Raw genomic sequence first — 14,949 nt, 5'->3', positions numbered from 1 at the left:
CACATTTATAACAATGAATATAAAATAGAAGCTAACTTTAATGTATCATGTCTTACAACACGATCATCATATTTCGCTAATCGATCTTGAATGATTTCGATATTATGTTCAGCAAAACGATTTGTATCCAGTGCAACTGGTTCCGACATCTCTTCCTCATATAACTTACGTAATTCACGAGGAATATCACGATTATTTACAATCGCAGTGTCGATAAATGGTTTACCTAAATGATCATGTAACGCCTGCACATGATCAAATGCAGTATAACCCTTCGTTTCGCCCGCTTGCGTCATAACATTACATACATATACCTTCTTCGCTTTTGCAGCAAGAACAGCGTCTCCAATTTTGTTAACAACTAAATTCGGTAATATACTTGTGTACAGACTTCCTGGACCGAAAACAAGCAAATCAGCTCGTTTAATTTCCGTCAACGTTTCACATAACGGTTCTACATCTTCTGGAGTTAAAAAGACACGATTAATCTTCTTCCCGAAATGAGGAATCTTTGATTCACCTGTTACAATTTCTCCATCTTCTAATTCTGCATGAAGTACCGCACTTTGATTCGCTGCTGGTAATACACGTCCTCTGACATTTAATACTTTACTCGTTTCCGTAATCGCGTGGTAAAAGTCTCCTGTAATCGAAGTCATACCTGCCAATAGTAAATTTCCTAACGCATGCCCTTTCAGTCCGTCTCCAGTTGTAAAACGGTGCTGAAATAAAGCCTCCACTAATGGTTCTACATCCGATAACGCAACAAGTACGTTACGAATATCACCTGGAGGTGGAATTTCTAGCTCATCACGTAGTCTACCTGAACTGCCTCCATCGTCGGCTACTGTTACAACTGCTGTAATATCAACAGGATATTGTTTTAATCCCCTTAATAAAACAGAAAGTCCAGTTCCACCTCCCATGATAACAATTTTAGGTTTTCTCTCTTTTTTCATCCCTTAATGGCCCTTTCTCTTCTCCACATCACGATGAGATACATGAACGCTATACTCTGGTTTCAAATGTTTCCCAAGGTACTCTGTAAGCGTAACAGAACGATGTTGCCCACCTGTACATCCAATCGCAATTACAAGTTGACTCTTACCTTCTCTTTTATAATGAGGCAGCATGAAAGTGATAAGATCCGTCAATTTCTCTAAAAACTTATGTGTTTCATTAAATTTCAACACATACGACGAAACTTCTTCATCCAGTCCTGTTAATGGCTTCATATGTGGAATATAATATGGATTTGGTAAAAAACGAACATCAAATACTAAATCAGCATCAATTGGAATTCCGTACTTAAATCCAAATGACATAACATTTACACGAAATGCTTGCTCAGTTTCTGTTGAGAATAAGTGAACAATTTTTTCTCGTAATTCTTTCGGTTTCAAATCAGATGTATCAAGCACAATATTCGCTCGTGCCTTCATATCAGTTAAGAGACCACGCTCAGCTTCAATTCCCTTTAACGGCAAGCCAGTTGGCGCAAGTGGATGCGAACGTCTCGTTTCTTTATAACGAGTTACAAGTGTGCTATCTTTCGCATCTAAAAATAAAATATGAGGAATAATCCATGTACGTTCTGATAAATCATCAAGCGCTCCCCATAAATATTCAAAAAACTCTCGGCCACGTAAATCAATACCGAGTGCCACTTTATTCATTTTACCTTTTGAATCTGCCATAAGTTCAATAAACTTCGGCAATAACATCGGTGGTAAATTATCTACACAAAAATATCCTAAATCTTCGAAACTTTGTAACGCTACCGTCTTTCCAGCTCCAGACATCCCTGTAATAATTACCATTTTTATATCATTATTCTCTGTCATCGTATCCTCTCCTTGCAGGTTTAACTCGGATCTAATCGATATGAAAGCAACTCAAAATCTGGGGTATATACAAATGTACCGTAGATTATACCATTCCCTTTAATTAAATAATCAATAATGTGATAATCTCCTGGTGCCATTGCTAAATCATCAATTTTATCAAATGTATGCCAACCAATGATGCCTTCTTCGCTCTCTAATTTGTTTTCTCCTGCAAAATCTGTTGCTAAAAAGGAGAACATCATCCATTCAGAAACAACTTTATCACCTTCTTGGATGACAAAAGTGAAGACCCCTTTTAATGCTGGATTCTTTAAATAAATACCTGTTTCTTCACGATACTCGCGAACAACGGTATCTCTTACTGTCTCACCACGCTCCATTTTCCCGCCCGGTGCAACCCACCAATTCCGGCGAGGTTTTTGGAGTAAGAGTACTTCATTATCTCTAATTAACACACAGTTTGTCACTCTTTGCATGTTTCTTCACCTCAGCTACTTGCAGCAAAATTTCTCACTGCATACTCATTTCATTATACTATCAAAAACAGTTTGCTACAACGAAGGTGCCAGTCCCCTTTCGCTAAGCAATTGTAAAAATTCTTTCTATAACAAGCAATCAAAATACCTTACTTCCCATGAATAGCACATAAAAATCCCCTTAACGATTTTTATCGTTAAGGGGATTAAAACACTTATTTCTTACCGAAATAAGTAACAACCGCAAATCCTAAAATAAAAGTAATAATTGAACTTACAATTGAAATTCCACCAGTCGGAATGCCAGGGAATACAATGACAATCGACCCGATAACGAGCCCAATAATTGCCGCAAATGTCATACTTTTATAACGATCTAACAAATAACTAATTCCTTTACTACTTACAACAAATCCGGCCATCACGCCGGCACCGATAACCACGATTAACGGTAAATTGAGTGTAGTTAAAGCGTTAATTGCTGTTGGATACACACCAATAATTAATAAAATAAACGATCCACTAATTCCAGGAAGAAGCATAGCCATACTAGCCATCCATCCTGCGAAAAATAAACCAATTGCATTTAAAATTGTTAACGTCGTAATCGGATCAGCTGCCTTATCTGGTTTAAAGAATGCTGTTATTGCAACAAGAATTGCTGCAATTATTAATAAGACAATATGACTACCTTTAAACGTTGCCTTTGCATCAGCTTCTCTCATTAACATCGGTAATATACTAATAATTAAACCGAGAAAGAAAAATTGAGTCGGTTCATAATGATTTGCTAATAAATATTTAATAACGTGACTTAACGTTAGAAAAGCTGCCGCTACACCAGCTGCAAGTGGGATTAAAAACGCTAAATGTTTTTTCCATTCACGACTAAAGAATCCGCTAATTGCTGCAAGCAATTGTTCATAAATCCCCAACACAACAGCGATTGTTCCGCCGCTCACACCAGGAATTAAATCACTAACGCCCATACAAAATCCACGATATATATTACGCCATTCCATACTGAATAAATTCCTCATTTCTTATAATGATTTTTCCCGTAAATTCTAGTATAACAATAAGAATCATTATATTCTTAATTGTTTTTGACAATAGTTTGACATTTGGACAAAAAAAGAAAGCCACCTATCGGTAGCTTTCTTCTCAAAAGGAAAAATAACCTTATTTTTCTGTTACAGTCTTTAGTTCCTCTACTAACTCTTCTATATAATGCTGTGCACTCTGCGCTGCAATACTACCATCGCCTGTTGCCGTTACAATTTGACGAAGCATTTTTTCACGAACATCACCAGCTGCGAAAATACCAGGAACTTTCGTTTCCATACGCTCGTTCGTTTCAACATAACCATTTTCATTTGTAATACCTAGCTCAACAAACGGTTTTGATAATGGTAACATACCGATGTATATGAAAACGCCGTCAGTTTTAACTTCTTGTTCTTCTCCGCTGTTTACATCTACAAGTGTTACGCTTCCTACTTTACCATTTGCATCGTTAATTTCTTTTATAGTGTGATTCCAAATGAAATCTACTTTCTCATTTTGGAAAGCACGATCTTGTAAAATTTTCTGTGCACGAAGAGTGTCACGACGGTGAACGATCGTTACTTTTGATGCGAAGCGTGTTAAGAACACACCCTCTTCAACAGCAGAATCTCCGCCGCCAATAACAACAAGTTCTTTCCCTTTAAAGAATGCACCATCACATACTGCACAATATGATACACCGCGGCCGCCAAGTTCTGTTTCACCTGGCACACCAATTTTTTTATACTCTGCACCGCTTGAAACGATAATTGCACGTGCTTTATATTCTTTTTTACCAGCAATAATTGTTTTGTACTCTTTACCATCGATGATTGCTTTCACATCACCGTATGCATATTCAGCACCAAATTTCTTCGCATGCTCAAACATTTTATTTGATAAGTCTGGTCCTAAAATAGACTCATAACCTGGATAGTTCTCTACATCTTCTGTATTTGCCATTTGTCCACCTGGAATACCACGCTCAAGCATCAATGTGCTTAAATTCGCACGAGATGTATATACCGCAGCTGTCATACCAGCTGGTCCTGCACCAATAATAATGACATCATAAATTTTTTCTTCTGACACACTATTCACTCCCATTCATACACATTAAGTTACCCTCATTATACTGTTAGCATCATTTTTTTCCCAATGATTTGCCTACCCTACGTGTGCGTGCGCTTAACAGCCTGCACATACTTTCGTACAGTCGCTACAGATACATTATATACATCACCAAGCTCTGCCTGTGTCATCTTATTTCTTTGTTCGCCGCGCACAATGTATTCAATTGCCGCTGACCAACCGTACACATTTGTAAAAGTCGCTCCAGATGTATATAAACGTATGAACGTGCAAAACCAAAAATTCAAACACTCTTCGATTAATTCATCGTCTTTTTTCGTATAATTGTATAATGCATCCGCGATTCGTACGCACTTTTCAAATTGCTGTAAATCAGCTGGGATGCTTTTATGACTATTAAGTAAAAAGAAATATTTTGCAAGTTGCGATACGATTGGAACACCATTTTTCGCTTGCGTTACATCAAAGAAGAATCCAACCTTCTCTGGTGTTGACAATTCATTCATTAAATATAAAGCTAGCATTTTCTCTTCTAGCGTCGTACTTTGCTGAAATGATTTTCGTAACTCTTCAAATAAAAGATTTTGTCCTTCATCTGCTAAATTCAGTGCATTCCACGGTTCTTTTCCTTTTTTATCAGGATGCAATTCTACAACATGTTGCCACATTTTTTCAGCTACTTGCTGTTCCTTCACCATATACGCAGAGTATGCAAACCAGTAATAAAAACTGACGTCTCCTTCGTACCCTTGACGCTTTAATACTTTGAACCATTTATATGCAGGTTCAAAATGACCAATTGTTGCAAGCGTTGTTCCAAGTTTCAAACGATGCTCAAATGAAATTGGATATACCGAAACTAACTGCCCCGCTAATGACTCTACTTGCTTATGCTCTCCAATTGAATATAGAAAAATAAGCGTATTACAAAGCGCATGCATATTACCAGGATTTTTCTCTAAAATCATTTCTGTTAACTTAAGCGCTTGATCTACATTACCTGATTGAAAATGTGCAATCGCTAAATTATTATGTCCTGACCAAAATTCTGGATATTCTTTCGTAACAACTTCTAGTGTAGCAATCGCCTCTTCTAATTGTCCGTTACGAATGTAGCGGTTCGCTTCTTCTTGCATAACAATTAGCTCATCTTCATCCTCAATCTCTTCCGCACCCATTGCATCTTCTTCCATAATCTCAAGCAATTCTAATGTATCTTCTACAAATTCCTTCTCTTCCGCAACTTCTAAATATCGCTCTGCATACTTCTTCGCCTGTTGAAACAAGCCCATATATGCATAATTATTTGAAATAAAATAATAGCATTGCTCAAGTTCAGGATTGGATCTAACAAGCTTTAGAAATATCTGATTCGACTCTTGATATTCACCAGATTCAGATAATGCTATTGCTAGTTGGCATAAAATAAACGGCTCCTTCTCGCTTTGTGCTGCTCTTCGAAAATATTTAATTGCATCTTGCAATTTTTGCCCTTTATAAGCCCTCATCCCTTTTTTATAAAAGAAGTCCGCTAACTGATTAAAAGAGATAACTTGTCCGTTCTCCTTATATATTCTTTGATTTTTCCCCATATATCCTCCAGTTTTTTGTTTTCTTCGTTCACACATTCTTCTATCTATAAGTATAAACGATTCCGTAAAAAACAAAACAGTATATTATAATCAATTATTTCCTTTTTATTCATAAAAAGAGAAGGGAAATGTTACATTTTTAACATCAACCTTCTCTAGTGGCCATTTCCTCTTTCGTATAAATAATACGCATCGGATTCCCGCCTACGAAAGCGCCGCCTGGTACATCTTTATGGACAAGTGTGCCTGCAGAAACGATAGCTCCATCTCCAATTGTCACACCTGGTAAAATTGTCGTATTCGCTCCAATCATAACTTCATTCCCTATGACGATTTCTCCGAGCCGATACTCACGAATTAAATATTCATGCGCTAAAAGCGTTGTATTATAGCCGATAATTGAATTGTCTCCCACAGTAATCTTTTCTGGAAACATAATATCTGGCATTACCATAAGTGCAAACGACGTTTTCTTTCCTACTTCCATCCGTAAAAACGTGCGATATAACCAATTCTTTACGGATAAAAATGGCGTGTAACGTGCGATTTGGATGATAATAAAATTTTTCATTACCTTCCAAAAAGAAACTGTTTTATACACATTCCACAATGAATTTTCTCCTGAAACAGGATAGCGCGTTGTCCGTCGCACTGAACTCTCTCCTCTACTTATATAAAGTGACACTTTAACCGGCAGGAATCTTACTACCCGTTAATACGGGACAAAATCGGTAGTAAATCACTCATTTTATCTAGCACATAATCTGGTTTATACGCTTCTAAATACGCTCTACCTTTCAATGTCCATGAAACCGCTACTGTTTTCGTACCTGCATTTTGTCCACCGACGATATCATGATGATTATCACCAACCATCAATGTTTCTTCTGGCTTTGCATCTAATAATTCGAGTGCTTTTTGAAGTGGTTCTGGATGTGGTTTCACATGTTCCACATCATCAATCGTCACGACAACATCAAAAAACTGATCAAGTTTCGAAAGCTTTAATCCCATTTCAACCGTCTGTCTCGCTTTCGTTGTAACGATGCCGATCTTATAACCTTGCTTCTTCAATTCTTGAACCGTTTCATATACAGTTTCATACTCTTCCACTAATTCATCATGATGCTCATGATTAAATTGACGATAACATGTAATCATCTCTTCAACCTTACTTGCATCAATCTTACTAAAAGTATCATGCAAAGATGGACCGATAAATGGCAATACATCTTCACGCTTATACTGATTAGAATAATAGTGATTTAACGTATGTAAAAAAGAAGAGATAATAAGTTCATTTGTATTAATTAACGTTCCATCTAAATCAAATAACACTGTATTTATTTTCATCGTCCTTAATCCTTTCATTACCTGAATATGAAAGAAGCAGCATCTTATATAAGATGCTACTTTTCTCTAATTTTCTAAATATCTTTTATCAGCTTGCCCCATTTTTCGTCTCACAATAATGAAAATGATAGAAATAACAACAATTCCAATAGACATTACTTGTGCAATACGAAGTGGTCCTAACATTAAACTATCTGTACGCAAACCTTCTACGAAGAAGCGTCCCACTGAATACCAAATTAAATATGTGAAGAATAATTCACCACGGCGTAAATTCACTTTTCGTAAAGCGAGTAGTAAAATAACACCTGCAAAGTTCCATAATGATTCATATAAAAACGTTGGGTGATAATACACACCATCAATGTACATTTGATTAATAATGAAATCTGGTAAATGAAGACCTTCCAAAAACTGTCTCGTTACTTCATCACCATGCGCCTCTTGGTTCATAAAGTTTCCCCATCGGCCAATTGCTTGTCCTAGTAAAATACTCGGCGCAGCAATATCCGCTAACTTCCAGAATGAAAGCCCGCGTCGTTTCGCAAAAAGGATTCCTGTAATAACAGCCCCGATTAAACCACCATGAATCGCCAAACCACCTTGACGAATATTAATAATTTGACTCGGATTTTGCGAATAATATTCCCATTCAAAAATGACATAATACATTCTCGCAAAAAGAATGGCAATTGGTACTGCGATTAATACAAGGTCGATAAATGTATCTTTGTGAATACCAAGCCTTTCTCCCTCGCGAGTTGCTAGCCAAAGACCTAATAGCACACCTGTACCGATAATAACCCCATACCAATAAACAGGGAACGGCCCAAGTTGGACTGCTATACGGTCAAGCTGTGGTACAGAACCTAACAGCATATATATGACCTCCCTCTCCAGAGTCTACTCTTGATTTCCTAACTCAATCGCACTCATTAATCGTTCAGAGAACTGTTGTGCTGCATTGACTCCCATACGTTTTAATCTGAAGTTCATCGCTGCTACTTCAATAATAACAGCCAAGTTTCGACCAGGACGAACTGGAAGTGTAATCTTCGTAAGTTCTGTATCAATAATCTTCATCTTCTCTTCATCAAGACCTAAGCGATCATAATTTTTCTTTTGATCCCAAATTTCAAGATTAATAACAAGTGTAATACGTTTATAATTTCGTACTGCCCCTGCACCGAATAACGTCATTACGTTAATGATACCTAGACCACGAATTTCTAATAAGTGCTCAATTAAATCAGGTGAGCTCCCTACTAATGTATCTTCATCTTCTTGACGAATTTCTACGCTATCATCCGCAACAAGGCGGTGACCACGCTTTACAAGTTCAAGCGCTGTCTCACTTTTCCCGACACCACTTTGACCTGTAATTAAAACACCAACACCATAAATATCTACTAACACACCATGAACAGCTGTTGTTGGCGCTAACTTACCTTCTAAATAGTTTGTTAAACGACTTGATAATCTCGTCGTCGTTTGAGCAGAACGTAATAAAGGCACGCCTGATTCACGTGATGCTTGTAATAACTCATCCGGTACATCTTGATTACGAGTTACAATAATACAAGGCGTCTCCTCAGTACAAAGCGCTTTCATTCTCTCTTGCTTTTGCTCTGTCGTTAACGTATCAAAGAACGTAAGCTCCGTTTTTCCAAGAAGCTGCACGCGATCAGCTGGATAATATGTAAAAAATCCTGCCATTTCAATTCCAGGTCGCGATAAATCACTCGTATCAATCGGACGATGAATCCCTTCTTCACCACTTACTAACTCCAATTGAAATTGTTCAATTAAATCTTTTGTCCTTACTTTCGGCATATGTATAAACCTCCACTCCGCTGCGGGTTCAGTCTCATTTGATGTAAAATTCCATTCTATCGGATATTGTACCATTTTTTTCTGGAAACAAGAAACTCGGTTTCTAATAAATAGAAAAAAACATTTCATATGAATCATGAAATGTTTTTCTTTTTGTCATTTTCTCTTTTTTTCATGTAATGGTTCAACAATTACTTTTTCAATTATCATATTAAAAATAGAAATACAAATTGCCGCAACAATCGCTACACCAAATCCAGATATATTAAAGGCGTCCCCTAATAACGAATCCGTCATCTTTAACGTAATCGCATTAATAACAATTAAGAAGAAACCGAAAGTTACAAGAGTAATCGGTAGCGTAATTAAAATTAAAAGCGGCTTTACAAATACGTTTAAAATCGCCAATATAATACTCGCAATAATTGCAGTTTGTATATTGGCTATGTAAAATGCGTCTGGTGCAACCCCTTTTAAAAGTCCAGATACAGCGATTAACACAACGCTATTTACAAGAAGTGATACAATCCATCTCATTTCCTTACACATCCTTTTAACATATATATTTCATCATACGCTAATAGATAGTAAACGCAAGTAACATACATACACTTATATCAACTTATTCTACCCTTCATGCTTGTATACCTACTAACAACCTTACCAGTTTTCCTTAGTGAAATAAAAACCGAGTGCAATTCCCACTCGGTTTTTATTAACAACTTATTGTGATAACTCTACTTCTTTTATTTTCTCTTTCATTCTTGCTTTATCACGATCTAAAATCTCTTTTAAATACTTACCTGTATAAGAGCGCTCTTCTTTCACTACTTGCTCTGGCGTTCCGGAAGCAACGATTTGTCCGCCTTTGTCTCCGCCTTCTGGTCCAAGGTCAATAATATAATCAGCTGTTTTAATAACATCTAAATTATGCTCAATTACAAGTACCGTCTCACCACTCTCAACAAGACGTTGCAACACTTCTAGAAGGCGTGCAATATCATGTGCATGTAAGCCAGTCGTTGGCTCATCTAAAATGTATAACGTACGCCCTGTAGAACGACGATGTAATTCAGAAGCTAATTTCACACGCTGCGCCTCACCACCTGATAACGTCGTAGCTGGTTGTCCTAATTTCATATAACCAAGCCCTACATCTACAAGCGTTTGAAGTTTACGCTTGATTTTCGGGATATTAGCAAAGAACTCTACCCCATCTTCAATTGTCATCCCTAACACTTCAGAAATATTCTTATCTTTATATTTCACTTCTAACGTTTCACGGTTGTAACGTTTACCGTGACAAACTTCACACGGAACATACACGTCTGGTAAGAAATGCATTTCGATTTTAATAATTCCATCACCACGGCACGCTTCACAACGGCCGCCTTTTACGTTAAAGCTGAAACGTCCTTTTTGATACCCACGTACTTTCGCTTCATTCGTGTGCGCAAATACATCACGAATATCATCAAATACGCCAGTGTATGTCGCCGGATTTGAACGTGGTGTACGCCCGATTGGTGATTGATCAATATCAATCACTTTATCTAACTGCTCAAGACCTTTAATTTCTTTATGAGCCCCTGGCTTCGCTTTCGCCTTATATAGCTTTTGAGCTAATGATTTGTATAGTACTTCATTAATTATCGTACTTTTTCCAGAGCCAGATACGCCTGTTACTGCTACAAATGTTCCTAGAGGGAATGACATTTTCGCATTCTTTAAGTTATTTTCTTTCGCACCGACAATCTCCACTTTACGTCCGTCACCTTTACGTCTTTCAAGTGGTACCGGAATAAACTCTTTACCGCTTAAATATTTCCCAGTTAATGAATTCTCGTCTTGCATAACTTCAGCTGGTGTACCTGCTGATACAACTTGACCACCATGAATACCTGCACCAGGTCCGATATCAAGTAAATAATCAGCAGCCATCATCGTATCTTCATCATGCTCAACAACAATTAACGTATTTCCTAAATCACGCATTTCCTGCAATGTACGAATAAGACGATCATTATCACGCTGATGCAAACCAATAGAAGGCTCATCAAGAATGTAAAGTACGCCAGTAAGGCGAGAACCAATTTGTGTCGCTAAACGAATACGCTGCGCCTCACCACCTGATAAAGTTCCTGCGGCACGACTTAACGTTAAATAATCTAAACCGACGTTCACTAAGAACCCAACACGTTCCTGAATTTCTCTTAAAATTAAATGAGCAATTTTTTGTTGTTTCTCCGTTAACTCAACAGTTGAGAAGAACTCCTGTACTTCTTGAACAGAATATTTCGTTACATCGGCAATCGTTTTATCACCAACGAAAACAGCTAAACTCTCAGGCTTTAAGCGTCCACCTTTACACTTCGGACAAGCTTGCTCTGCCATATATTTCTCCATTTGCTCACGAATATAATCAGAACTCGTCTCACGATAACGACGCTCAATATTCGGAATAACACCTTCAAATAAAATCTCATTTTCCTTTACTTGACCAAATTCATTCACATAGCGGAAATAAAGCTTCTCTTCCCCGCTTCCGTACAGCACTTTATCAAATAAATCCTTCGGTATATCTTTCACCGGCATATCCATATCGATGCCGTAATGATTACACACAGATTTTAATAATTGCGGGTAATATTGTGAACTTGTCGGTTCCCAAGGAGCAATCGCATGTTCATTTAATGATACATCCCAGTTCGGAATAACAAGTTCTAAATCTACCTCTAACTTCGATCCAAGTCCATCACAAGAAGGACACGCGCCGAACGGACTATTAAACGAGAACATACGCGGCTCTAATTCTCCGATTGAAAAACCACAATGTGGACAAGCATGATGTTCACTAAATAGAAGTTCTTCCTCTCCCATTACATCGATTAAAACTCGGCCCCCGCCAAGCTTTAAAGCACTTTCTAGTGAATCTGCAAGTCGGCTTGCAATTCCTTCTTTCACAACAATACGGTCAATAACAACTTCAATTGAATGCTTCTTATTTTTTTCTAAAGTAATCTCTTCCGATACATCCAGCATCTCTCCATCAACGCGCACACGAACATAACCTTGCTTCTTAATATCTTCTAATACTTTCGCATGCGCACCTTTACGCCCTGACACGATAGGCGCTAGCACTTGCAACTTCGTACGTTCAGGATATTCAAGAACACGGTCTACCATCTGTTCCACTGTTTGTGATGTAATTTCAATTCCATGATTCGGACAAATCGGCGTACCAATTCGTGCAAATAATAAACGTAAATAATCATAAATCTCCGTTACCGTTCCAACCGTTGAACGAGGATTACGACTCGTCGTTTTTTGATCAATTGAAATCGCTGGAGATAAACCTTCAATCATATCAACATCCGGCTTATCCATTTGCCCTAAAAACTGGCGCGCATACGCAGATAAAGATTCCACGTATCTACGCTGCCCTTCTGCATAAATCGTATCGAATGCTAACGATGATTTCCCCGAACCAGACAATCCCGTCACAACAACAAGCTGATTTCTCGGAATGGTTACGTCAATATTTTTTAAATTATGCGCTCTAGCACCTTTTACAACAATAAAATCTTTACTCACTCTTTTCACCCTTCCGCTTTTAATTCTAATAGTAAATCTCTTAATTCAGCTGCACGCTCGAAATCTAATGCCTTTGCTGCTTCTTTCATCTCTGCTTCCATCTTCGCAATTGTATTTTCACGTTCTTTTTTCGTCATCTTCTTAGCTGGTGTTACTTCATATATTTCCGTATCCTCAGCTGCTGTTGTCGCACGAATAACGTCACGTACTCCTTTTTGAATCGTTTTCGGCGTAATACCATGCTTTTCATTGTAAGCTTCTTGTATACTACGACGACGCTGTGTTTCTTCAATTGCAATTCCCATCGATCTCGTTATGCGATCTGCGTACATAATAACGCGGCCGTTTGCATTACGCGCCGCACGACCAATTGTTTGAATTAATGAACGCTCTGAACGTAGGAACCCTTCCTTATCAGCATCTAAAATAGCTACAAGTGATACTTCTGGAATATCTAATCCTTCTCGTAATAAGTTAATACCGACAAGTACATCAAACTTACCAAGGCGAAGATCACGGATAATTTCAATACGCTCTAATGTTTTTATTTCAGAGTGAAGATAATTCACTTTAATTCCTACATCTTTTAAATAGTCCGTTAAATCCTCTGACATTTTCTTCGTTAAAGTCGTAATTAATACACGTTCATTTTTCGCAATCCGGTCATGGATTTCTCCTAATAAATCATCTATTTGTCCTTCAATTGGTCGTATATCAATTGGTGGATCTAAAAGCCCTGTTGGACGAATAATTTGTTCTATTGCTTTCGGTGACTGCTCTAACTCGTACGGTCCTGGCGTTGCCGAAACGTAAATAACTTGATTCGTTTTCTCTTCAAACTCATCAAACGTGAGCGGTCTATTATCTAAAGCTGATGGCAGACGGAATCCATGATCAACAAGCACTTGCTTACGTGCTTGGTCCCCGTTATACATCGCTCTTACTTGCGGAACCGATACGTGCGACTCATCCATAACGATTAAGAAATCCTCTGGAAAATAATCTAAAAGCGTATACGGCGTTGAACCTGCTGGACGAAGTGTTAAATGACGGGAGTAGTTTTCAATCCCTGAACAAAAGCCCATCTCGCGCATCATTTCTAAATCATAACGCGTTCGCTGTTCTATGCGCTGCGCCTCTAACAACTTACCGTTATCATTTAATTCTTTTAAACGCTCTTCTAATTCTTTTTCGATATTTTCAATAGCGACCTTCAGCTTTTCTTCACGTGTAACGAAGTGAGATGCCGGGAAGATTGCTACATGATCACGTTCTGCTAATACTTCACCCGTTAATGCATTTACTTCTCGAATACGATCTATTTCATCCCCAAAAAATTCAATTCGAATACAATGCTCATCAAGTGATGCGGGGAAGATTTCAACTACATCTCCGCGCACACGGAATGTACCACGCTTAAAATCAATATCATTACGTCCATACTGTACATCAACAAGTTCACGAAGCAATTGATTGCGGTCCTTTTCCATACCAACTCGAAGCGAAACAACTAACTCGCGGTATTCTTCCGGAGAACCTAAACCGTATATGCACGAAACACTCGCAACGATAATAACATCATCTCGTTCAAATAAGGAAGACGTTGCCGAGTGGCGTAATTTATCAATTTCATCGTTAATTTGCGCATCTTTTTCAATAAACGTATCCGTATGTGGTACGTACGCTTCCGGCTGATAATAATCGTAATAACTAACAAAATACTCCACAGAATTGTTAGGAAAGAAATCTTTCAGCTCACTATATAACTGTCCTGCTAACGTTTTATTATGAGCCATTACAAGTGTTGGCTTCTGCACTTCTTTAATGACATTTGAAATCGTAAATGTCTTACCCGTTCCTGTCGCTCCAAGCAACACTTGCTTTTTCTTTCCACTATTAATTCCCTCTACAAGCTTCTCTATCGCTCCCGGCTGATCACCTTGCGGGGAATACTCTGAGATAATTTCAAATGGATGTTCCAACTAAAAACCGACCTCCTCATAAAAATCTGTATTATTATTTTACCACGAATGCCCATAAAAAACCTAAAAAAACGAACAGATATTCGGTAAAGTTTTCGACAAGTTATATATAGAAAAAGGAAGGAATAAATAC

The 14,949-nt window shown here is 37.8% G+C and carries 13 protein-coding genes; all 13 read right to left on the bottom strand.

The genetic code is table 11. From position 1 onward, the window contains the following. Positions 1-5: 5 nt before the first annotated feature. Entirely contained in the window at positions 6-959 is a 954-nt protein-coding gene (locus tag AC1DS7_RS04080; protein WP_002016083.1) for a gluconeogenesis factor YvcK family protein, read from the bottom strand. 3 nt (positions 960-962) lie between these two features. Next, entirely contained in the window at positions 963-1,844 is an 882-nt protein-coding gene (rapZ, locus tag AC1DS7_RS04075) for an RNase adapter RapZ (RefSeq protein ID WP_002016084.1), read from the bottom strand. Positions 1,845-1,864: 20 nt separating this feature from the next. Next, entirely contained in the window at positions 1,865-2,323 is a 459-nt protein-coding gene (locus AC1DS7_RS04070; RefSeq protein ID WP_002124062.1) for an NUDIX hydrolase, read from the bottom strand. A 215-nt stretch (positions 2,324-2,538) separates the two neighbouring features. Continuing rightward, positions 2,539-3,345 (bottom strand): DUF368 domain-containing protein, encoded by an 807-nt coding sequence (locus AC1DS7_RS04065; RefSeq protein WP_002034722.1) that lies wholly within the window; start codon positions 3,343-3,345, stop codon positions 2,539-2,541. A gap of 160 nt (positions 3,346-3,505) precedes the next feature. Beyond that, positions 3,506-4,462, bottom strand: a complete 957-nt coding sequence (gene trxB, locus AC1DS7_RS04060) for a thioredoxin-disulfide reductase (RefSeq protein WP_002143727.1) — start codon at positions 4,460-4,462, stop codon at positions 3,506-3,508. 80 nt (positions 4,463-4,542) lie between these two features. Continuing rightward, on the bottom strand, positions 4,543-6,054 hold the full coding sequence (locus tag AC1DS7_RS04055; protein ID WP_002143728.1) for a tetratricopeptide repeat protein: 1,512 nt from the start codon (positions 6,052-6,054) through the stop codon (positions 4,543-4,545). Between the two features lie 145 nt (positions 6,055-6,199). Further along, the gene (locus AC1DS7_RS04050; protein WP_002139159.1) at positions 6,200-6,706 is read right to left on the bottom strand and encodes an acyltransferase; all 507 of its coding nucleotides are present in this window, start codon (positions 6,704-6,706) and stop codon (positions 6,200-6,202) included. A gap of 53 nt (positions 6,707-6,759) precedes the next feature. Then, positions 6,760-7,407, bottom strand: coding sequence for a pyrophosphatase PpaX (gene ppaX / locus AC1DS7_RS04045; RefSeq protein ID WP_002112826.1), 648 nt, complete (start codon positions 7,405-7,407; stop codon positions 6,760-6,762). Between the two features lie 66 nt (positions 7,408-7,473). Beyond that, positions 7,474-8,286, bottom strand: coding sequence for a prolipoprotein diacylglyceryl transferase (lgt, locus tag AC1DS7_RS04040; protein WP_002034719.1), 813 nt, complete (start codon positions 8,284-8,286; stop codon positions 7,474-7,476). 24 nt (positions 8,287-8,310) lie between these two features. Next, positions 8,311-9,240, bottom strand: coding sequence for an HPr(Ser) kinase/phosphatase (hprK, locus tag AC1DS7_RS04035; RefSeq protein ID WP_002016091.1), 930 nt, complete (start codon positions 9,238-9,240; stop codon positions 8,311-8,313). 156 nt (positions 9,241-9,396) lie between these two features. Then, the gene (locus AC1DS7_RS04030) at positions 9,397-9,777 is read right to left on the bottom strand and encodes a phage holin family protein (protein ID WP_002089574.1); all 381 of its coding nucleotides are present in this window, start codon (positions 9,775-9,777) and stop codon (positions 9,397-9,399) included. 186 nt (positions 9,778-9,963) lie between these two features. Next, positions 9,964-12,834: an excinuclease ABC subunit UvrA gene (gene uvrA / locus AC1DS7_RS04025; RefSeq protein WP_002016096.1), complete on the bottom strand. Its 2,871-nt coding sequence runs from the start codon at positions 12,832-12,834 to the stop codon at positions 9,964-9,966. A gap of 5 nt (positions 12,835-12,839) precedes the next feature. Then, a complete protein-coding gene (uvrB, locus tag AC1DS7_RS04020) occupies positions 12,840-14,816 on the bottom strand; it encodes an excinuclease ABC subunit B (protein ID WP_002143730.1) in 1,977 nt (658 codons plus the stop codon). Positions 14,817-14,949 lie beyond the last annotated feature (133 nt).

Source organism: Bacillus sp. P4_E1, assembly GCF_056401715.1.
Note: the sequence above shows the minus strand (reverse complement) of the source record. Positions and strands in the feature narration are given on the sequence as shown.

Coding starts and splice junctions, on each gene's coding strand:
- AC1DS7_RS04080 (WP_002016083.1), bottom strand. CDS start 959: ATGAAAAAAGAGAGAAAACCTAAAATTGTTATCATGGGAGGTGGAACT.
- rapZ (WP_002016084.1), bottom strand. CDS start 1,844: ATGACAGAGAATAATGATATAAAAATGGTAATTATTACAGGGATGTCT.
- AC1DS7_RS04070 (WP_002124062.1), bottom strand. CDS start 2,323: ATGCAAAGAGTGACAAACTGTGTGTTAATTAGAGATAATGAAGTACTC.
- AC1DS7_RS04065 (WP_002034722.1), bottom strand. CDS start 3,345: ATGGAATGGCGTAATATATATCGTGGATTTTGTATGGGCGTTAGTGAT.
- AC1DS7_RS04055 (WP_002143728.1), bottom strand. CDS start 6,054: ATGGGGAAAAATCAAAGAATATATAAGGAGAACGGACAAGTTATCTCT.
- ppaX (WP_002112826.1), bottom strand. CDS start 7,407: ATGAAAATAAATACAGTGTTATTTGATTTAGATGGAACGTTAATTAAT.
- lgt (WP_002034719.1), bottom strand. CDS start 8,286: ATGCTGTTAGGTTCTGTACCACAGCTTGACCGTATAGCAGTCCAACTT.
- hprK (WP_002016091.1), bottom strand. CDS start 9,240: ATGCCGAAAGTAAGGACAAAAGATTTAATTGAACAATTTCAATTGGAG.
- AC1DS7_RS04030 (WP_002089574.1), bottom strand. CDS start 9,777: ATGAGATGGATTGTATCACTTCTTGTAAATAGCGTTGTGTTAATCGCT.